The 21,095-nt window shown below is 45.0% G+C and carries 21 protein-coding genes and 1 other RNA gene; 3 read left to right on the top strand and 19 right to left on the bottom strand.

Features of this window, described 5'->3' with window-relative positions:
- Nucleotides 1-12: 12 nt before the first annotated feature.
- From EDD73_RS11590 to fusA, 12 genes are all read right to left on the bottom strand, one after another.
- Nucleotides 13-1,224 carry a 4Fe-4S dicluster domain-containing protein gene (locus EDD73_RS11590; RefSeq protein ID WP_131920095.1) on the bottom strand — a complete coding sequence of 404 codons (1,212 nt, stop codon included), beginning with the start codon at nt 1,222-1,224 and terminating at the stop codon, nt 13-15.
- Entirely contained in the window at nt 1,221-1,370 is a 150-nt protein-coding gene (locus EDD73_RS14940; RefSeq protein ID WP_165876483.1) for a hypothetical protein, read from the bottom strand. Before EDD73_RS14940 ends, EDD73_RS11590 begins: the two co-directional genes overlap by 4 nt.
- A 76-nt stretch (nt 1,371-1,446) precedes the next feature.
- Entirely contained in the window at nt 1,447-1,860 is a 414-nt protein-coding gene (locus EDD73_RS11595; protein WP_165876484.1) for a c-type cytochrome, read from the bottom strand.
- Nucleotides 1,861-1,932: 72 nt separating this feature from the next.
- Nucleotides 1,933-2,073: a cbb3-type cytochrome oxidase assembly protein gene (locus tag EDD73_RS11600; RefSeq protein WP_131920099.1), complete on the bottom strand. Its 141-nt coding sequence runs from the start codon at nt 2,071-2,073 to the stop codon at nt 1,933-1,935.
- Nucleotides 2,074-2,127: 54 nt separating this feature from the next.
- A complete protein-coding gene (locus tag EDD73_RS11605) occupies nt 2,128-2,658 on the bottom strand; it encodes a cbb3-type cytochrome c oxidase subunit II (protein WP_165876485.1) in 531 nt (176 codons plus the stop codon).
- 29 nt (nt 2,659-2,687) lie between these two features.
- The gene (locus tag EDD73_RS11610) at nt 2,688-4,106 is read right to left on the bottom strand and encodes a cbb3-type cytochrome c oxidase subunit I (protein WP_131920103.1); all 1,419 of its coding nucleotides are present in this window, start codon (nt 4,104-4,106) and stop codon (nt 2,688-2,690) included.
- A gap of 340 nt (nt 4,107-4,446) precedes the next feature.
- Nucleotides 4,447-4,628: non-coding RNA, 6S RNA (gene ssrS / locus EDD73_RS11615), on the bottom strand.
- A 68-nt stretch (nt 4,629-4,696) separates the two neighbouring features.
- Complete coding sequence (locus EDD73_RS11620) at nt 4,697-7,441, bottom strand: UPF0182 family membrane protein (RefSeq protein ID WP_131920105.1); 2,745 nt, start codon at nt 7,439-7,441, stop codon at nt 4,697-4,699.
- A gap of 37 nt (nt 7,442-7,478) precedes the next feature.
- Nucleotides 7,479-7,910, bottom strand: coding sequence for an ACT domain-containing protein (locus tag EDD73_RS11625; RefSeq protein ID WP_131920107.1), 432 nt, complete (start codon nt 7,908-7,910; stop codon nt 7,479-7,481).
- Between the two features lie 57 nt (nt 7,911-7,967).
- Nucleotides 7,968-9,266, bottom strand: coding sequence for a phenylacetate--CoA ligase family protein (locus EDD73_RS11630; RefSeq protein WP_131920109.1), 1,299 nt, complete (start codon nt 9,264-9,266; stop codon nt 7,968-7,970).
- Between the two features lie 33 nt (nt 9,267-9,299).
- Entirely contained in the window at nt 9,300-10,163 is an 864-nt protein-coding gene (locus EDD73_RS11635) for a PHP domain-containing protein (protein ID WP_165876486.1), read from the bottom strand.
- A gap of 179 nt (nt 10,164-10,342) precedes the next feature.
- Nucleotides 10,343-12,349, bottom strand: a complete 2,007-nt coding sequence (fusA, locus tag EDD73_RS11640) for an elongation factor G (RefSeq protein ID WP_131920114.1) — start codon at nt 12,347-12,349, stop codon at nt 10,343-10,345.
- 113 nt (nt 12,350-12,462) lie between these two features.
- Here fusA and EDD73_RS11645 point away from each other — a divergent pair, with 113 nt between their 5' ends.
- Nucleotides 12,463-14,034: a putative polysaccharide biosynthesis protein gene (locus EDD73_RS11645; RefSeq protein ID WP_131920116.1), complete on the top strand. Its 1,572-nt coding sequence runs from the start codon at nt 12,463-12,465 to the stop codon at nt 14,032-14,034.
- Nucleotides 14,035-14,078: 44 nt separating this feature from the next.
- On the opposite strand, the gene surE is transcribed toward EDD73_RS11645, so the two are convergent.
- From surE to EDD73_RS11665, 4 genes are all read right to left on the bottom strand, one after another.
- Nucleotides 14,079-14,885 (bottom strand): 5'/3'-nucleotidase SurE, encoded by an 807-nt coding sequence (gene surE, locus EDD73_RS11650; RefSeq protein ID WP_131920118.1) that lies wholly within the window; start codon nt 14,883-14,885, stop codon nt 14,079-14,081.
- 275 nt (nt 14,886-15,160) lie between these two features.
- A complete protein-coding gene (folE, locus tag EDD73_RS11655) occupies nt 15,161-15,730 on the bottom strand; it encodes a GTP cyclohydrolase I FolE (protein WP_131920120.1) in 570 nt (189 codons plus the stop codon).
- A 19-nt stretch (nt 15,731-15,749) separates the two neighbouring features.
- On the bottom strand, nt 15,750-16,499 hold the full coding sequence (locus tag EDD73_RS11660; protein ID WP_131920122.1) for a 7-carboxy-7-deazaguanine synthase QueE: 750 nt from the start codon (nt 16,497-16,499) through the stop codon (nt 15,750-15,752).
- Between the two features lies 1 nt (nt 16,500).
- Nucleotides 16,501-17,061, bottom strand: coding sequence for a DUF366 family protein (locus EDD73_RS11665; protein ID WP_131920124.1), 561 nt, complete (start codon nt 17,059-17,061; stop codon nt 16,501-16,503).
- Between the two features lie 144 nt (nt 17,062-17,205).
- Between EDD73_RS11665 and EDD73_RS11670 the strand changes: the two genes are divergently transcribed.
- On the top strand, nt 17,206-18,285 hold the full coding sequence (locus EDD73_RS11670; protein ID WP_131920126.1) for a DUF2225 domain-containing protein: 1,080 nt from the start codon (nt 17,206-17,208) through the stop codon (nt 18,283-18,285).
- A gap of 14 nt (nt 18,286-18,299) precedes the next feature.
- Here the strand turns inward: EDD73_RS11670 and EDD73_RS11675 are convergent, their stop codons facing one another.
- Both EDD73_RS11675 and EDD73_RS11680 read right to left on the bottom strand, forming a co-directional pair.
- Entirely contained in the window at nt 18,300-18,746 is a 447-nt protein-coding gene (locus tag EDD73_RS11675) for a Fur family transcriptional regulator (protein ID WP_131920128.1), read from the bottom strand.
- 43 nt (nt 18,747-18,789) lie between these two features.
- Nucleotides 18,790-19,473: an SIMPL domain-containing protein gene (locus EDD73_RS11680; RefSeq protein ID WP_131920131.1), complete on the bottom strand. Its 684-nt coding sequence runs from the start codon at nt 19,471-19,473 to the stop codon at nt 18,790-18,792.
- 81 nt (nt 19,474-19,554) lie between these two features.
- On the opposite strand from EDD73_RS11680, the gene EDD73_RS11685 reads away from it, so the two are divergent.
- Nucleotides 19,555-19,944: a TIGR04086 family membrane protein gene (locus EDD73_RS11685; RefSeq protein ID WP_131920133.1), complete on the top strand. Its 390-nt coding sequence runs from the start codon at nt 19,555-19,557 to the stop codon at nt 19,942-19,944.
- 187 nt (nt 19,945-20,131) lie between these two features.
- On the opposite strand, the gene EDD73_RS11690 is transcribed toward EDD73_RS11685, so the two are convergent.
- Complete coding sequence (locus tag EDD73_RS11690; protein ID WP_131920135.1) at nt 20,132-20,707, bottom strand: glycerol-3-phosphate acyltransferase; 576 nt, start codon at nt 20,705-20,707, stop codon at nt 20,132-20,134.
- Between the last annotated feature and the right edge of the window lie 388 nt (nt 20,708-21,095).

Here is a 21,095-nt window from a genome sequence, read left to right on the forward strand (position 1 = left end):
CGTCCTTTGAATTTAAGGAATATTGGAGGGCATAACAAAAATCCCTTTTGCTTCTGCAATCGGGTCATCAGGATTGGAACTGTGAACGCGAATAGTAAGGGGGATGCTATCGTTTTCAATGTATGTTCCTTTCGGCACCTTAACGGTAAGCCGCACTTCCTGATCAGTCCCGGGAGATAAAGTAACGGGATTTTCATTAAAAAAGATAAACGAAGGATCGACACCGGTAACTTCAAGCCGATACGTCCTAACTTGATTGCTGCCATTGTTCACATAGATCTGATAATTATTGATCCCCATTCCCGGTACAACAGCGATCGCTTTACTCCATTTGGCCGGCGCCATAGCAATGGCTACACTTTGATGCTTAATAACGCCCAGCAATAGGCCGGAAAACAGCAGAACAACGATACCACCTAAAAAAAGAAACCGGAGATCCCGAAAAAACCGCCCCACCGTGAGATGATCGTTATCGCCAAACCGATACCGCAAGGGGATCGGCTTACCTCTACGAGAAGTCACTTTTTGGCAAGCTACTGTACAGTCTCCACAGGCTACACAGGTTAATCGTGCTTCTGATTTGGGATCGATATGTAGAAAACAAGCTTTTGTACAGGCGTTACACTTAATACACCCATCAGAATCAAAGTGAATGGCCATGGTCTTTTCATCACCAAGGATGCTTTGCATTAGGCCATAAGGACAGGCGACCTGGCAAAAGGTATGATGAAACACAAATACATCAATAAAGGACAAAACCGTCAGCGCCAGTGTCAGCGATGCCGGTAAACTGAAGGTGAGGCTAAATACATCCTGGAGTATGACCTTCCAGTCAAAGAAATAAGAAAAAAAGGTAAAGCCTACAAGAAAAGCAAAGATAACTTGTACAACCACTCGTAACATTACATGAATAAGACTTTTGGGTTTGGCAACACCCAGTGATGGAGCGATCTTTTCCAGCAATTCGATCATCAGGTTACGTGGACACATCCAACCGCAGGCAACACGTCCGAGAATTTTGATCACACCGATAAGTACAAACAGAAAAAAAAGCAATGTCACAATAAGTAAATAGGTCTCTTGAAACCAAAGTTTCTGGCCAAAGACGACAAAGCTTTTGCTGGGAACATCTAGACGAAAGATTCCTCCGATGGGGGTTACAATCAAAATGAATGCCGTAATCAATTGCATCAGACGGCGGTACATTAAATGGCGATTAGTCATCGCCGCTCATTCCCTTCTTCGTTCTCAGTGAGAACATCGCTGGAAATATCATCGATATTATCACTAAACATAATGTGTAAAACCTTGCCAAAGGTGCCCAAGATAGCCGCAACATACAGTAAATCAAATAGGTTTTCAGGTTTCATCGGGAATCCCCCCGTTTCTGCAAGCAGGAGAAGAAAGCTTATAGAAGCCTCTTCCCCTGCAACAGATACCGTAAAACTACTTTTTATTCGCCAGATAATCTACGATAGCTGTTTTTTCACTGTCTTTTAGCATCTTAAAACTGGCGCCCATATTCGCAGCTGAGTTAGCATTTCGGCTACCTGGATCGTTTATGAATTTTTCTAAAGCTGCTCTATCCATACGTGCACCCACTTGATCTAAAGCCGGACCTACGGCACCGCCCTTGCCATCGATTATATGACAAGCGGAACATTTTTGGCTGATCACAAGCTTAGCATCCGTTTGTGGTTCCGCCGGACGGCTATAGGAAATGGTTGGACTATCAATTAACACATAGTAAAAAGCCCAAATAAAAAGTCCAATATAGACGGGATAAAGAAATTTAGGAATTGAACCATGGCCGACTTTCATTCCCCCAACGTTGTCGGCATGTTCTTCTTTTTTTGCCATGTACGAGAGCCTCCTCCCGATTTGGTGATGTAAGTACATAACGGTTTTTCTTACGGTATAGCAAGCTACTACTTAGTCATCGTGTAACATCCGGTATTTGATATCTTCCACATTTTCAAACTGACCGTCCCGTTTGGCCCACCAGAACACGCACAGGATGCCACCGAAAGAACTAACCAGAAAAAGCGTGATGAGCCACATGCTCGCTGTCATAGGAACTTCTCCTTCCTGATTCCGATTACTTGGGTCTCACCGGAATCTGGAGCATTAATAGCGATATTGAGGATCACTTTGATCCGTAGGGTTGTCAATATGTTTTAACGTTACCAGATACTCTGCCAGTGCATCCAACTCTTCATCGCTTAAAAACTTATATGGCGGCATAATACTTCCAGCTACCACCGATTGAGGATCTTTCAAATGTTTGATATGCCATGCCTTGTCGGGAATCCGGTCACCCACCCAAAGCAAATCAGGGCCTGTCCGGTTTGATCCATGTAAGTGGGGCGAATCATAGTAGGTATCACCGGCACGGATAACGGGCCCTAATTTTTCATCCGTCTTTGTTGGCCGGACCCATTGAGTGTGACAGTACATACAGCCGTTTTGCATATAAAGCTCTCGTCCTTTAGCCGCTTTGGATTGCGGATTATCGTTAACGACTTGCTTACGGTATTCGGCTGTTGGTGTTGGGGTCATCAAGTTCTCTTCTGTGAAAGGAATAAACATCGTAGCTACAGTACCTACCGCGAAAAAGAAAATAGCGACAAATACAAGTAAATAAGGATTACGTTCCACAGTTGTCCCTCCTTCTGCCCATGCATCGATTAAGCTTGAACCGGTTTAGCTGCCTTTGTATCTGTTAATTTAACTGGTTTTTTATTTTTTGACGTCTCCATCGTAACAACCTTGCCAGAGGTTACGGTCTTCATAATATTCCAGATGAACACCAACATCGAGGCAACCATTAACACACCGCCAACAATCCGGATCATCATGAAGGGTCGCATGGATTCAACAACAGTCATGGCATCTTTGCCATCGGCCCACGCAAATCCTTGCAAAATACCGGCTGTCCAAAGGTCAAGGGCCATGACTAAAAAGCCGATCGTTCCCAGCCAGTAGCTCCAATTCGCTAAGTTCCAACTGTAGAGCTCCCGTCCGGTTACTCGGGGAATAATATAGAACATTCCCGCCATCCCGATGAACGAAAATGTAGCATACGGTGCCATGTGCGCATGTCCTACCGTCCAGTGAGTAAATTTAAGAACAGCCGATACTGTCATCAGTGAATGAAAAGGTCCTTGCAAACAAGCCGCTACATAGAAAATTGATGCGGTCAGAATAAACTTAACAATTACATTTTCTTTAACCAAATGCCAGTTCCCCTTAACGGTAAGGAACATATTCGCCACAACCGACCAAACAGGAATGATCAACAGCAAAGAGGGAGCAATACCGGCTTTTTGTAGCCACGCAGGAATCGGACCATTCGAGAGATGGTGTGGACCATTCCAGACATAAAATATAGCAATTGTCCAGAAGCCGATTAAGGAAAGGCGATGACTGTAAATCGGCAGTCCGGTGACTTTAGGGAGCAAATAATAGGCCATGGCTACGCCCATCGTTGTAAACCAAAGTCCCAATACGTTATGCCCATAAAACCAGTTAAAGTTCAACTGGTGGACACCGGGAAGATGAAGAAATGGTTCAGGAATATTACCGATAATATAGACTAAGGGCAACCAGAGGATGGAAGCGACAAAATACCACACGGAAACATAAAATTGCTTTTCTTTCCGCTGGGCGATTGTCATAAAGATATTCACAATTACGAGAATTACCATAACAGCGATATAAAGATCAAGCGGCCAGAGTAATTCGGCATATTCAACACCGGAAGTGATGCCGGCCAAAAGGGTCAAAGCCCCTACCAGCAGACCTACGTTCCACATCCAAACAGTAAAATTACCGAGTTTTTCACTCCAGAGCTTGGTTCCAAGCAGTCGTGGAATCATGTAATACATTGCTCCGACTTGAACCATCGATAACCAACCTAACAGTTCACCGTTCGTATGTACCATCCGCAAGCGTCCGTATGTTAAGAAGGATGTGTCTCCCAGAAATGTGGGCCAGACCAATTTAATTGCAACAAAGAGCCCACCAAAGAGAGCAGGAACAATAAACCAAATCATCGATGTAAGAAGCATATTTTTGGCGGCACTGTTTTCAGCAGAACTTAACATCAGAATGGACAACTCCTTTCGCACAATAAACTTCAGGTAACCATATGGGTTTGCTCTTAACCGCTCACCCCCTCAACGCATTCCTTATAACCTTAACTGATATTCCTTCTTGGCCCCCATTTCAGTTACAGTTTATTTAATAGTAACGTTTCCTTTTTCAAGTATTCAACGTACTTCAACTTGATCCTCCTGAGCAAGTATTTTTTTTCTCATTCAAATACTCCGGGTTTAGAAATAAAAAAACGCTCGCTAACCCAATTATTTCTCAGGGTTTGTGAGCGTCTTTACAAGTTGATCAATTTATGATTTTCCGGAAGCAAGATCATATTGAAGATAAAAAAAGACACCCACAATGCCGTTGCACCCAAGGTTTCAAAACCTGCATCTCGCAGGTGGGTGTCTTACATAAAGTTTTTGTCTTCCCACCCGTAGTGGGCATGACAGCCACCGTATGAATCTTGACTCCCGTTCATGTTACGTAGGTTAGAAACATGAAGGGTCTGACGTGCATTGTAGGTGTCTCTTTTGTATTGATTATAGATCGTCAAAGAACAATTTGCACTGGAAATTTAAATCCAATTTTACGATTGTTATTGAGCACGCGTTCGACGTTCCAAATCTTCAATCAATCGTTGTAGCGCTTTCATTTTCTCACCATAGCCTGACCAATCTCCCGCCTTCAAGGCATTTTGGGCATCGTCAAAGGTTGTTCTCGCTTGTCCGGCCAAGTCAGCAACCGTAACTGTCATGGTTTCGATTTTGTTTGGTTCTGCTGGCACAGTTCTATCTGTAGATAATCGGGTTAGACCGAAAATCTTCTGTAACGCCAAGTCGAGCGTTTCTTCCATTACAACTTGCTCACCATAGATAGCAATGACGCGACGAAGAGCCGGTAGTTTCCCCTGTTCAGACTGTAAGAAAAGCGGCTGAATATAAAGCAAGGAATGATTGATCGGTAAAACAATCAGATTGCCACGAATGACCGATGATCCTCGCTGATTCCATAGGGTAAGGTTTTGTGAAATTTGTGAGTCTTGATCGATACGCGCTTCGATCTGCGCCGGCCCATAAATTAATTCTTGCTTAGGAAAGTTATATACCAGTAATTTACCGTAATTGTCCCCGTCCATGCGTGCCGCCATCCAAGCAATCATGTTATCTTTTTTTGATGGCGTATATGGCGTCATTAAGATAAACTCCGGCTTTTGTCCGTCCGGCAGTCGCATTACGGTATAATAGGGTTCCATCGTTTGAGCTTGTTTATCATTGGCCAATCGTGGCAAATTCCATTCATCTTCCCGGTTATAAAAAATACTGGCGTCATCCATGTGGTACGTGGCATACGTTTGCGACTGAATTTTAAATAATTCTTCAGGATAACGCAAATGGGCTTTGGTATTTGAGGACATCGCCTCCAACGGTTGAAACATACCGGGAAAAATGTGCTGATAACTGGCAATGATCGGATCGTCAATATCGCTCACATAAAAGTTCATTTTGCCTGTATAGGCATCCACCGTAGCTTTGACCGCATTACGAATGTAGTTAACTTGTTGCCCTTTCACCGGTTGTGCAAAAGGATATTGCGTAGATGTAGTATAGGCATCAGCGACCCATAACAACCGCCCCTGGTCGATAATCAAGTAAGGATCACTGTCAAAGTCTAAAAATGGCGCTGTTTTCTGCAAGCGGTCCATAATATTCCGTTCCATCAGCAATTGGCTTTCAGGCAGAATCTCTGATGATAAAAGCAATTTTAGATCTTTGAAGTGAATCGCATAAAGCAATTTAGAGAAAAATCCACCGACCGGAAGCCCTGCTTGTTCTTGGTACGTCGCATATACGTTATCATCGCCGGCAGGATAATCAAACTCTTTGGTCGCAGTTTTGACGATGACGTAGTCGTTTGCCGTTTCTCCAAAATAGATTTCCGGACGTGTAATGGCTATGTCAGATGAAGACGGCTTTGGAGGAATATCCTTGAGAAAGAATTTAGGCAATCCTTCGCTGGTAACTTCATTGACCGGACTCATTGCCACACCGTAACCGTGCGTGTAAATCAATCGTTGGTTAATCCATGTTTGCGCGGTTGTTGGCAAGGACGCCCCATCAAACTCACGAGCCGACAGCATTACTTGCCTGGGTTGACCGTTAATCATATAACGATCGATGTCGATATTCTTGAATTTGTAATAAAGACGAATCTCTTGTAATTGAGAGTAAGTCTGTTGTAAGGGTTGCCAATCCCAAAGCCGGACATTACTTAAGGTATCGGTGTTTTTCGTTAGATCAGCTGCTTGCAAATCATTTTTAGCATTAAAGGGAACATGTTCGATGCGCTCCAACCCGAAAGCCAGTCGCGTGAACTTAATGTTCATGTCAATATAGGGTTTTTCCATGACAAATTCATTTGGTTCTACCTGAAAACGTTGAATCAGCGTAGGATAAACTTGTCCTACAAGAATGGATGCCATAAAAAGTGTCCCAATACCATAAATGGCCCACCGAATTTGACGACGTACTAAGGCAAATCCAATCATGGCCGCCGTCAGCAACGCGATGATCATCAGAATGTTGTATGCCGGAAGTTGGGCATGAACATCGGTATAACCGGCACCAAAGGTTACTCCACTCGGGGAGTACACAAGGTTATAAATATCCAGCCGGTAACCTATCGTTTTGCCCAATAAAAATAACGCAACAATGCCAGCCAGGTGGAACCGTGCCCGCGGCAACTCCCGCCATCCAACACGCTGAAAACCAAAAGAATTGGCAATTTGATAGACCGCTACCAACAAAATACCGGTGATGATCACCAGTCCCTGCCAAAGCAAGTACGTCCACTCCAACAGGGGTAGTTGAAACACATAAAAACTAATGTCAATACCAAATAAGGGATCGAGCACACCAAAGGGCTGAGGATTAAGTGCTAAGAGAACCCGTTGCCATTCGCCGACTGCCGCTTGCGATATAAAAAAACCGATGGCTATGGATACAAAAAGAAATATCTTGTTGACATTTTCGATTTTTAACCATTCGGCAAGGTTGATCAATCGTGGATTGGTTACCTCGACTTGTGCAGCATATTGCAGTGCCTGGCTAACCACACCTTTCGTTAGGCGTAAGTTAAGGTAAACAAAGAGGAAAGCAGCTAACCAAAGAACTCCTTGCAAAGCAATTGCAGTACCCCATTGAGTCCACCAAACAGCTACATAGCCTTCCGTTGAAAACCAGCGATAATCAATCCAAAGGTCAACGAGCCACTTGATGAACGGAATAAGTACCCCCACCAGTAACAAGAGCAGCACTGGAACCGGCGGTTTTCGAAATTCCATTTTTTCTTCATCCTTTTTTGTGTACCCATTAATGAATTTAAAGTCCGTAGACTTCTTCCCCACTTAACACCGTAATTCCCGCTTCTTGAAGCGCAATGATCGCATCATCGACGCGTTCAACCCGGAAAATCACCAGCGCTTGATCAACCGGTTTCTCCGGCAATGCGTAAAGATATTCGATGTTGATATGGGCCTCGGCTAAGACCTCCATAATCTGCGCAAGGCCACCCGGACAATCAGGAATTTGAACTCCGATAACGTTGGTTTCACTGGCCGTAAAGCCGGCTTCTTTTAAGACTTGGTACGCTTCGTCGGGACGATCAACGATCAACCGGAGAATACCAAAGTCAGTTGTATCTGCAATCGATAAAGCTCGGATATTAATATTTTTTTGAGCCAGTGTTTTGGTCAGCATCGCGAGGCGCCCTGATTTATTTTCTAAAAAAACAGAGATTTGCTTTACTTTCAAGGTTCTTCTCTCCCTACTCAATTACATTTTTCTTTCGAGTTAATAGCAATGGAAAAATTAAAGTCGGCGGTTATCAATCACACGCTTCGCTTTGCCTTCACTACGTTCAATCGATTTAGGTTCGACAAGGCGCACACGGGAAGACACACCAAGTAAACTTTCCAGTTCTCGCTGAATCGTACGCTCCACTTGTTCGAGATTGGCAACCTTATCGGAAAACATTTTTTCTGATACTTCAACCCGAACTTCCAATGTGTCCATTGTACCTACCCGATCGATGACGAGTAAGTAATGAGGTTCCGTCAATCCTAATTGCAGCAATACGCTTTCAATTTGCGATGGGAAAACGTTGACACCACGAATAATGACCATATCATCGGTGCGCCCGCGAATTTTGCTCATCCGCACATGGGTGCGACCGCATGCACAAGGCGTATCATCAAGAACGGATATGTCACGGGTCCGGTAACGAATCACTGGAAATCCTTCTTTGGTTAGCGAGGTAAAGACTAACTCACCGGGTTCACCGGGAGGCAAGGGTTCCTCGGTAATCGGATCAATAATTTCCGGAATAAAATGATCTTCGAAGATATGAAGCCCCTGACGTACATGACAATCGGTTGATACACCCGGTCCCATAACCTCACTAAGCCCGTAGATATCAATCGCCATGATCTGTAGTCGATATTCCAGTTCTTTGCGCATCTCTTCTGTCCATGGTTCTGCGCCAAAAACACCGGCTTTAAGCTGTAACTGTTCTCGAGGAATTTGCATTTCTTGGATCGTTTCTGCTAAGAAAAGAGCGTACGACGGTGTACAAGCCAAAATCGTTGTACCGAAGTCCTGCATTAATTTAATTTGTCGTTTGGTATTCCCGCCGGAAATAGGTACAACTGTTGCCCCTACTTTTTCCGCTCCATAGTGAACGCCCAGTCCTCCGGTAAATAAGCCGTAACCATAAGCGATCTGAATCACCGATTCAGGACTGGCACCGGCGATCGTCAATGTACGGGCCATTAATTCTGACCAATGATTTAAGTCAGAGCGGGTATAGCCGACGACGGTAGCATTCCCTGTGGTGCCGGAGGATGCATGAACTCGGACAATGTCTTTCATCGGTGCAGCAAATAAACCGTAGGGATAGGCGTCGCGTAAGTCTTGCTTTGTTGTAAAGGGTAAACGACGCAAATCTTCAAGAGAGCGAATATCTTGGGGAGTTAAGTGGCGCTCTTGCATTTTTTGACGATAAGCAGGGACATTATGATAGACCCGTTCTACCGTTTGCTGTAACCGTTGCAATTGTAATTGCTTGATTTGTTCACGTGGTAACGTTTCCATGGGACGATTCCACATCATCTTCGCTTCTCCTTGTTTTTTTATAAATACCTGCTAAGCAGGGGTTACGCGAGAACGATAATTTTTTTGCGCAGCATTTATTGCATCTTGCAATGATGACCATACGGACGGTGGAACCGGAACTTCCCCCGGCTGAAACACCGAATAGGGACCATGATAATCGGTTCCTCCGGTCATAAGACAATGATGTTGTAAGGCGATTTTTTCTATCTCATCTACCCATTTCTTTCTTTGTTCGCCAAAATACCCATAATAGACTTCGATACCGACATCATGGGAATGCAAGAGCTGCGGAAGCACATCAGGCGATTTAATTAATGCCGGATGTGCAATTACCGGAACACCGCCTGCCTGACGAATCAGCGCAACACCTTCAGTAAAGGATAGCGCGCGGTATGGTACATGAGCAGGTGCGCCGGGATCAAGATAGCGCTGCGAAAAAGGTCGCGTTTGGGGCGTCAACGCTCCTCGTTGGTGTAATGCATAGATAATATGTCCTTTACTGATTGCCCCCTGGGGATTTGCCAGGCGAACGACGGCATCCCAAGGTAAATCAAATCCCAAGTGTTGTAGCTTGGCAACAGTTTCTTGGGCAGCCTGATTGCGCAAGTCACAAAGACGGCGTAATTGTGCTAAGAAGGCTTGATTTTGCACATCCATGCCGTATCCAAGCAGATGTACTTCCCATTCATCGTGATATACAAGTAATTCAACACCGGCAATAAGTTTAAGCCCGAGTGTAGCGGCGGTTTGCTGTACCTCACAATATCCATCTACTGTTTCATGATCCGTAAGCGCCATTACTGATACTTGATGGCGCACTGCTGCCTGCAAGATCTCCATCGGGGATTGAACCCCATCGGATGCACGGCTATGGAGATGTAAATCGATTCGCATCGTTTTCATCCTCAAGGATAATAGATAATAGACAGGCCTGATTAGGTCTGTCACTTATATTTTATTATTCCATAAGGAAAGTATAAAAACCTTTTTCTCTAAAAAAAAGCCTGAGATAAAAAGCACATATCACCGCCTGACAATACAGAAGGGAAACCCCCACGGTTTCCCTTCAAAATTTATTTCTTTGCCGCTTCCATTACTGCTTGCGCTAAGCGTGGTGGCAATTCTTGATAGGAGTGAAAAGAAGATTTTACTTTCCCACGCCCGTGTGTACTTGCTTGGAGCTGAATGGGAAACTGGATGAGTTCTTGTAACGGAACTAAGGCTTGCACAATTTGACGGTCATTGATCATTTCGCTACCGAGAACACGTCCACGTCGCCCATTAAGATCGCCGAGAATATCACCAAGATATTTTTCGGGTATATCAATTTCTACATTCATGACCGGTTCCAGTAAGTAGGGATCCGCCATTTCCATGCACTTGCGAAAAGCAAGATGGGCAGCAAGTTTAAAGGCCAATTCCGATGAGTCTACCGGATGATAGGAGCCATCGGATAAATTGATCTTGATATTGGTTACCGGATAACCTGCTAAAATCCCCTCTTGCAGTGATTCGCGAACCCCTTTTTCTACGGCCGGGATGTAGTTGCGCGGTACAACACCACCAAAAATGGTCTCGATAAATTCGAACTCACCATCATGCTTCGGTTCCATCGTTAACCAGACATGACCATACTGTCCGTGACCGCCGGTTTGCTTTTTATGCTTGCCTTCTGCCTTAGCTGATTTTCGTACACTTTCACGATAGGCAATCTTGGGCCAACTGGTCGTTACATGAGTCGCATATTTTCGCTGTAGGCGTTCGACAAGCACCTCAATATGCAATGGTCCCATTGCGGTTAACAAAGTTTCTTTCGTTTCCAGGTTGCGCGTGATGGTAATGCAAGGTTCCTCTTCCTGAAGTCGTTGCAAACTCACGCCAAGTTTATCTTCATCAGCTTTGCTCGCAGCATGAATGGCCATCGCTAAGGTAGGTTTTTCAAAAACTAATGGTTCTAACGGTTCTTGCGGTGTGGTTTTAACCGTTATGGTATCGCCGGTATGGGTATGTTGTAATTTGACCAGGGCGATGATTTCTCCTGGACCGGCCATCGTAAGATGGTGCTGATTTTTTCCCAGCATCTTAAGTGGCGGGGCGGGCTTTTCTTCTTTTTGGACCGATACATTGAACAGTGGTGTATCGCTCTTCAAGGTTCCCTGATAAATGCGTGCAAAATGAACTTTACCTAAGTAAGGGTCAATAACGGTTTTAAATACTTGCGCTTGTAATGGTGCTTGCTCGTTGGCTTGATTCGGTTCCGGAAACAGTTCGACAAAACGATCAAGTAAATATTTTACCGTTGCATCGGAGGTGACTGCTCCTGCAAAAACCGGGATAATCGTGCGCGCTTGAATGGCCTTAGCTAAGGCGGCTCGAATCTCCGACCCAGTAATCGTTTCTCCATCTAAATAGCGCATCATCAATTCTTCATCGATCTCCACGACCGCTTCGGTAAGGCGTTCACGCCATGTTTGAATCAGATCTGCTTCTGCTTTGCTCGGACTAGGCATATCTTTGAGCTGAGGGCTAGCAGGATAAAAAGTGTCATCGAGGATGTCAACAATCCCCTGCCACTGTGATGCAGTTCCAACGGGCCACACCAATGGGAGTACACGATCACCGGCCATAGCGCGCAGTTGCTCAAGCGTTTGTGCAAAGTTCGCGTTTTCTCGATCTAATTTATTTACATAGAAAGCAGCTGTTTTTGATGCTTGTTGGCTCATCTGCCATGCCACTTCTGTCTGTACTTGGACGCCACTGACGGCACAGGTGAGGATCAAGACAGTTTCAACAGCAGATACAGCACCGATTACTTCGCCGATAAAATCGCTGTAACCCGGCGTGTCAATGATGTTCAGTTGAACGTCTTGCCATCGCAGGGGAGCAAAGGCAGCTTGAATGCTGACTTTGCGTTTGATCTCTTCCGGAAGATAATCGGTCGTTGTGTTACCATCCTCAACTCTGCCTTTGCGTGTAATCAGCCCGGCATTACACAGCATGGATTCTACCAATGAAGTTTTACCTACGCCAGTATGAGCCAGCACTGCGATATTGCGGATGGAAGTTGCTGATGATGTCAAATTGAACCCTCCTTTGTTTGTGAAAATTCGAATCAAAGTATTAATTATACGTAAAGGGCGGAACTCCTTTTTATCTGAGAGTTTGCTTCAAGACTTTTACTGAAGAGGTGCGTATGGCTACAACCTTAGCTTATGGCACGGTCATTCTCTTTATTGCTACGATACTCAATCGCGGCATGGCTTTTTACAACCAAATTGCCTTGATGAAGTATGTCGGGGCCGAGTCAATTGGTTTATTTCAAATGGTCTATCCTATGTATCTTTTTTTTCTGGTCGTAGCTACCGCCGGGTTACCCTTCGCATTAACCAAACGTATTGCCGAAGAATCAGCTCATAGCCAATGGGGTAATGTACGTCGATTAATGAAAGTAAGCACCTTAGTGATGGCTACGTGTGGGGTACTGGTCACGATGGGTGCTGTACTGATCATTCCTTACCTTTTTCCGACTTGGATTGTTGACGTTCGTGCTGAAGCTGCTTTATGGGCTTTGCTCCCGAGTATTTTGATTGTTTGTGCTTCGTCAGCCGTACGTAGTCTCTGCCAGGGTTTACAATCGATGGAGCCCAGTGCTTTTGGTTCTCTGGCCGAACAAGTGGTGCGAATCGCTTCAGGTCTTTGGTTAGCCCTTTGGTTATTGCCCCGCGGACCGGCGTGGGCGGCAGCAGGTATTGCTTTGGGGATTACTTTTGGTGAGTTCATGGGCCTAATCGTCATTACGTTGCTTTCCGGTCCCTTCCTCTTTCAACGGCTTGCGGCCTTTTGGCGTGGTTTTCGGATGCCCACTTCCCTAAGTCACCGCGCCGCCTGGTGTACGCTTTGGCCCTTGGCTTATCCGATTGCCCTGTCTCGGATGGTTCTTTGTCTGATGTTCGCCGTCGATGCTGTACTGATTCCGCGCGTTCTCCAAGAGTCAGGGCTTACCCAAGCAGAAGCAACATCGGCCTTTGGTCGTTTTAACGGGGCCGCTGCACCGTTGATTTCGATTCCGACCGTCTTTACCATTCCTCTTTCGATCAGTTTAATTCCGAGTATTTCCGAAAATTATGTACTTAATCAAATGGAAACAGTGAAGCATCGTACCTTAAAAGCGATTCGTTTTACAGCGATCATCGGTTGGCCAATGGTCATCATGCTTTTTCTTCTTGGTGACGAGTTGTGTCGACGCATATTTGGCATTACCGATCTTGGTTCAGCTCTTTCCATCTTGGCTTTTGGTGCACTTTTCTTGTATATTCAACAAACAACCACAAGTATTCTTCAAGGAATTGGACGGGTGCTATTTCCTCTGGCTGTAACTACAGTCGCTTTTTTCTTACGAATATTTATTTTTATTTATGTTGCTTCCTTGCCCCAGTTTCGTTTAGACGGCATTGCTTGGGCCTATACGGTCAGCAATGGAATTACGGCAATCTTACACCTTCTCTGGTTTCGTTATCGTTTACACTGGTCATGGAAAGCATTGCTTCCTGCGGTAACACCGGCTTTAGGTGCAGTTGCCTTTATCATCGTTTTCTTTTTATCAAGTACGTTTTTTAGCAGCAATTCTTTGGTATCTTTAATGGCATCATGCTTATTAGGCTTGTTGGCATATCTGTTAATGCTTCCTTGGCTCGGTTGTTTGAGTATCGATGATCTTCGCTCTTTCCCGGGTTATCATCGCTTTCGCAAGTATTTCCCTTTTTAGTCCATCTCTTCCGGTAATGTAAGGGCACACAAAAAGGAAGGCTGTTAACCTTCCTTTTTGTGTGCCCCAACATATGCTTGCCAAGCTACAGTTTGTTTCTGTAACCATGCAGCAACATCTGTAATTTTAGGTTCATCGGTAAGATCAAAATGTAACGGTGTCACTGAAATATAAGAATCAGCCACAGCAGCGATGTCCGTTCCTTCCCCGGCTACTACATCTTCCACTTCGCCGGCAATCCAGTAGTAAGATTTGCCGCGTGGATCGATTCTTTTTTCAAGTATATTCCGGTACCGCCGTTGTCCCAAACGAGTAACACGGATTCCTTTAATCAACTCATGAGAGCATACCGGAACATTGATGTTCAACAGGGTATGGGGCTCAACCGTATCGGCCAATAATTGTTGGGTAATAAAGCAACATGTCTTTGCAGCCCACTGATAATCTAAAGAATCATGTCCAGCCATGGAGATGGCAATGGCCGGGACCCCATAAATTACGCTTTCTACTGCTGCAGAAACGGTACCGGAATAAAGAACATCAGTGGCTAAATTGGGGCCACGATTAATACCGGAGATCACCAGATCTGGCGGTTCCGTCAAGATGGCTTCGAAAGCAAGTTTAATGCAATCAGCAGGTGTACCGTTAACGGACCAAGCTTGCACTTCTCCTTCATACTGTTTTAACGACTCTACACGCAACGGCTTATGCACGGTAATGCCATGACCGGTAGCACTGCGCTCTTCGTCCGGCGCAACTGCGATTAAATCACCTTGCCCGGCAAAAGCTTGCCATAAAGCGCGAATCCCCGGTGCATGAATACCATCATCATTGGTAAATAGGATACGCAATTTTGTTCCCCCTATCGCTTTCGCTCCTTCAGCGGTCGCTGCGAAAGCCAAATCTGACCTGACGGATTCAATGAATAAATGGCACGACAACGGGGACATTGGAGAATCTGCCATTGTCCCCGTGTCATTAATGTATTCCATTGGTCGGGTCGTAAGTCCAAATAACATTGCCAACAAAATAACGGACAACTCATGTATATCCACCGCCCCAAGAAAAAAATGGGAACTTACTTTAGTTTATACAGAACGTTGTCGATTGTCCGTTATTTTGATAATTATGGCAGTTTTCCTGTGTTGAGCAAAGCAATGGCTTCACTGCGCGTCGCCTTATTCTTCTGAAAAATACCACGAACAGCGGAAGTGACTGTTCGTGAACCCGGTTTTTTTACGCCGCGCATCGTCATGCACATATGCTCCGCTTCAATGACCACCAAGACCCCTTGCGGCTCAAGCACATCCATCAAAGAATTGGCAATTTGTGCAGTAAGACGTTCTTGCAATTGGGGACGTTTGGCAAAGCCTTCAACAGTCCGGGCAATTTTACTGAGCCCTGTAATTCGACCGGCTTGGGGAATGTAAGCAATATGGGCCACTCCGTAAAAGGGCAACAGATGGTGTTCACACATCGAATAAAGAGGAATATCTTTGACCATTACCATCTCTTCATGTTCTTCATTAAACATCACATGAAGATGACGTGACGGATCTTCTTCAATCCCGCCTAAAATTTCCTGATACATACGCGCTACACGTTTCGGAGTATCAAGTAATCCTTCACGTTGCGGATCTTCGCCAATTGCTTCTAAAATCATCGTCACAGCTTGTTCGATTTTTTTGAGATCCATAGACTGTATCTCCCCTCCATTATAAAATTTCCAGCCATTTATGAGTTTGCGGAATCACACGCACATCCTGGTGCCACACCATAGCGGCATCCTGAAATTCAAGCAACCGGTTCCCAGGTACTAGCGGTATCCCTCGCTTATCGCTAACAGGCTGCAAAATTAAGGGATAATGAGATGCTTCTGCTTTGACCAACCGAGCAGCTTGTTCAATATCGTCATGAGTTGTACTTGGCAAGACAACCGTTTTGACATAGCCTGGCTTTTGGGCGGCCACACGCAGAAAGCGACTATGGTATTCCCAAAGTAGTCCGGTACAGTGTGAGGGCATTTTAAGATCCATACTTATAAAGTCGATTACAGGTAACACTTCTTTTAAGGCATCTACAAGCGTTCCATTGGTCTCCAAATAAAAAAGGGGACGTTCTGCACCAAGTACATCGGCTAATTCACGAATGAAGGGAACATGAAGCAACGGTTCACCGCCGGTTAAGCTGATTGAATGTAGCGAGCGGTTTAGTAAAGGACGAATCTGGGCCGCCAGGTGAGTTACTGAAAGTGGATTCGGAAGATAATCGAAAACAGCGCTACCCGGTTGTCGCTCGATTTGGCATGGCCCTGGTTGCTCACTTTGACTGGCCGGGGTATCACAGTAACTACAGTGAAGATTGCAACCGAAAAAACGCAAAAATAACTGACGATGGCCTACCCAAGGACCTTCACCCTGCGCAGAAACCATGATATCCATAATTTGTGCTTTTATCTCTGACAAATCAATTTACTCCTCGCACTTTACACCGGGCTAGATAGATATCGGTCGACTCAGCAACATACTGTTCCATTACACGACGGGCAAAAGCTTCGGGATTTTTTTCGCCCAATTGACTTAATGACGCTGTAGGTACCGGCGTTCCCTCCGTTTGAACGTTCAAACCAACATGGATCATGGTCGATACGGGTGTCCTCGTGGCGATGGAAACAGAAAGCTTTTTATCGATGAGATAGAGATCATCACCGCTACGAATCAATGAACTACTGTAAACTTCTTCGAGATCTTCTTTAATAATGGTCATGAATAAACGTTGTCGTAAGACAGTCTTTTCTAAATCCATATCAAAATGCTCGACAATAAAATGCAACATTTCCGGACTGTAAATGGTATCCCCTTTCAAAACGTCTTCGAGATCAACCATTGTACGAAGACCGACCTTACAAGGACCGCGAAAGGCAACAATGCTGTCTCCCATGATTTGAAAGGTTCGATACGCCCATAATGAAGCGAGTTGTGTTCCATCGTATCCCATCAATTCGGGATGAAAATATTTTTTGATCATGAGGGGACCCCTTTCTGGAATCTATGTTGATATTTTATCATTAAACCAAGTATAAAGGGAAACCATGCAGAAGGAAAAAGAAAAAACGAAACGAAAGAAGATCATCAACAAAGCAATGTTCATGCTCTTTAAGGATGTGTTGAAATGGCTACACCAAATCCACTTTTTGCGCAAACCAAAGAATGTCCTCTCTGTGGACAGTCATTTTCGATTACTCGGATTCGCAGTTCTGCAGTTCGCGTCCAGGAACGGCGCCCAGACTTTCAGGTCATATATCAAGGCGTTAATCCCGTCCATTATCAAGTATGGGTTTGTCCGGCTTGTCATTATGCTAATTTAGATCGTGATTTTGATCAACCCCGCCGAGCTTCTCAGTTGCTTGGGGAGTTAAAAAGCCGCTATCGCGAAGAGCCTGACTTTCAAGGTGAGCGTAGTTTGCCGACAGTTCTTCGTGCTTATCAACTGGCCATTCAGACGGCACTTTTATCGGAAGCATCAAACGGGGTCAAAGGATCCCTTTTCTTAAGAGGCGCTTGGGTTGCTGAAGAAAGTGGTCAACATGCGCTGGCTCGACACTATGTGGACCAAGCGAGGCAGTTTTATGAGCAGTCTTTTGCCTCCGATCGGGATCCCGGAAAATTATCAGGTCCGTCTTTGCTTTATTTAATCGGGGAACTGAACCGCCAGTGTAGTCGCTACACTGAGGCGATACAGTGGTTTTCACGAGCTGCCCAACATCGTGATATGCGACGCGAACCGGAAATTGATCGTTTATTACGTCGCCAATGGGATTTAACGAAGGAACAAATGGCTGACGGCAATACAAAGACAACAGTTCCCTCAAAAACCGCGGTCAGTGCTGTCGCTTCAACATCTGCCAGTACAGTAACTACTACTTCATCTTCACCTGATGCCACATCCGCTCTGCTTACTTCCAATCGCAACCCGGTACCAGAAGCAACATTGGAAGCCAAACCATCTTCTTCAGCCAAAGTACAAGCTAAAGAGCCATCGAAAAGCCTAACGATAAAACTTACGGAAGAACAATATAAATGGCTGGTCGAAGTTACCCGAGTAGCACTGCGTCAAGGAAAGATGATGACACCGGACGCCGTCATCCGCGCAATGATTGATGCTGCCAACGAAACATCTCCACCGTTAACCGGCTTTGATTCAGAACAAACGCTTAAAACGATTTTTACTCGTCTCTGGACTCATTGCTAAAGAAAAAACCCGGGCTACACCCGGGTTTTTTCTTTTTGACAAGCTTGGCAAATCCCATAGAACTTCAGATGATGGTTAAGAATTTGAAAGCCATTTTTTTCGTGAATCACTTGTTCTAAGGAATCCAGCATATCATCTTCAAATTCTATTACTTTGGCACAATCGGTACAAATGAGATGGTGGTGATGGTGCGTCTTTTGATTGGCAAATTCATAGCGTAATCGCCCATCGCCAAAGTCCAATTTATGAAGGATCTCCAGTTCCGCTAATAACTCAAGCGTGCGATAGACAGTAGCCAGTCCAATTTCAGGGTGCTTTTGTTTAACAATCCCATAAATATCTTCAGCGCTCAGATGACTGTCAGCATGCATGATGAAGGCTTTAATGACATTCTTACGTTGATTCGTTAATTTATAATCATTTTTCTGCAGTTGATCACACAAGTCTTCAAAACGATCCATCAAGAACTCCCTACCTCACCTACGTTTCAATTCTCTTATTCCGCTAGAATTTTAAACGATACACAACAGAAACTTTCACCACTTCAGGAGACGTTACTTTTCCCTGTTCGGAAGTAATTTCCGTCACGGAAACGGTATCACCAATCTCTCTTCCCATGGTCACGGCGATTACCCCGGCCCGTGCGCGTGCATCATCCATGGCCGCCTTAAACGCTTGTTTACGTGACTCCCCATCAATCATATCCATGTATTGAGTATCGATGATCTGATTGGCCCCGGCCCGCAATAGGGTTTTAATAATATCTGTTTCGGAATTAGGATTCCAGTTATTGATTTCGAACTGCGTTGTTGCCAAATACCCTTGATTTACGCTTCCCTCCCACTGGGCTTGTATCGTATGGTTAATCTGGCGAATCATCATCTCCGATATTCCCTGATTGGTAAGAGCTGTACGCATTTTGTCCGCTTGTTTTTGAATTTGTGTTTCCGCTTCCAATGCCGACCAAGCTGTTTGCTGAATCCCAAAGCGAACACGCAAATGGTTTGTCGATGCCTGTACCTTGCTTTCACCGGTTACCGTAATTTGAATATCGCGAGGATCAAAAGCAATGGCTGTATCCAACGGTGGCGGCGGTACGCGATGGGTAGACAGGTAAAAAGCGGTCATCAAAATAACACCTAAAAACACAGCCACGACTTTGTTGGCTGCTGAAAAATTACGAAGCATGCTTCAGCCTCCTTGGAATATAGAAAAGACGTCTTAAATTGCTTGCACGCTGAATAAAGTGGTGACAAGGAGGGAAATCGCATGACAAACAAAGAAGATCAAAGTTCTATTACTTTGTTGCCCCTCGTCTGGGGAGTCAGTCAAGCAGTTGCTTTATCGTTAGTGATTACAGCACTTGTGGGAACCGTTTATTACTTTACCAATGTAAGTGAGCCAGGAATGAACATGATGGTGCTCGGCGGTTTTGGCCTTTGTGCCAGTTGGGCCGGTTGGTCAGCAGCTCGCCGCAGCAGTTCCAAAAGTATTATTTATGGCATTATGGCTGGCGTGCTTTTTTTCGTGATTACTTGGTTGCTTGGGTGGATCGTGTCTGCACCAACCTTAGCAGCAACTGCTTGGTGGAAAAAAATGATTTACGCTGTTGTCGGCAGTAGTTTAGGGAGCGTCGTCAGTGTTATAGGGAAAGATTAAGTTAAGGATAATAATAGCATAGGCAAAATTAAAAAGCCAACGGGAAGCTGAGCAATCCCCGTTGGCTTTTAGCAACTGCTATTTCCATACTTTTAAAAAAAGAGAGCGAAGAAATTTAGGAAGTCGTACATAATAGACTTTCATGCGTTTCACTCCTTTACTGTTTTTTTGTTGTGCTCCTCTTTCCTTATTCTATTTCTGCCGGACGGTGAATGTGCCTGCAGAATTTTCGGTTTTGCCCCATCTGCAGACCAAGGCACCCTGCAAGAACCAAAAGTGCTGCCGATGAATAGCCAAGGAGTGCTGCTGTAACTGCAGTAACGGCCAAAGCGGCAGTGGCACTGATCCATTGTCTCTTCGTCAAAATAAACAGCGCACAGGCGGTTGCCAAAGAAAGTTGTCCGAGCACAGGCACAAAAAAAACGATATATCCTGTCCAAGCAAGCCAGAGATCACTGTTATGTCCACCCAATACCGGTGACAAGCGATGGCCAAGGCTAAGCCAAAATAATCCCCACCAGATCACCGGATCATCCAGTGCGCATAGTTCAGCTCCGTGAGCCAGCAAGCAACCTTTGGACAATTCACCAAGCAAGGCCAAGAAGAACGCTTCCGGTTCCGCTAAACGAAGTAATTTAACCGGTCCAATGGAACCTGGGCCATAATCACCAGCATGAATTCCATAAAAGATTCGGCCAATCCAGTACGTCACGGGTAAGGCTCCGATTAAAAAAGCACAAAGAAAAAAAAATAAGGCGGGCATAGCATCTCTCCCTTTTCCCGAGGGTAGTAATGTCTATGCTTCCGCCTTATGGTCTATGCTTCCAGCAACTAAAGCTCTTCAATCGGTACTTGAGTACACCGATCCATGCCCACACGACAAGCAATACAAACAAAGCGACCGCAAACCTTACAGACAATCATGTTGATCTGTTTTTTTTCCATGCAATCATAACAGTACATCGAGTCACAATGTCCGCAGACCACTCCTTGCGTGTCTTTCGCCCCACACGATTCACAATAGGGAATACGCACAGATCGTTCACCTCCGGATGTATATAAAGCGAGCTTCCGGTTAAACTAGTACCAAGGAAGTTCCTGCCGGCGAGATGGTTCCTTTCCGGCTAGCTTAACCAGCGAAGAGAACTTCC

Origin of the sequence: Heliophilum fasciatum (genome assembly GCF_004341395.1) — a bacterium.
Classification (GTDB): Bacteria; Bacillota; Desulfitobacteriia; order Heliobacteriales; family Heliobacteriaceae; genus Heliophilum; species Heliophilum fasciatum.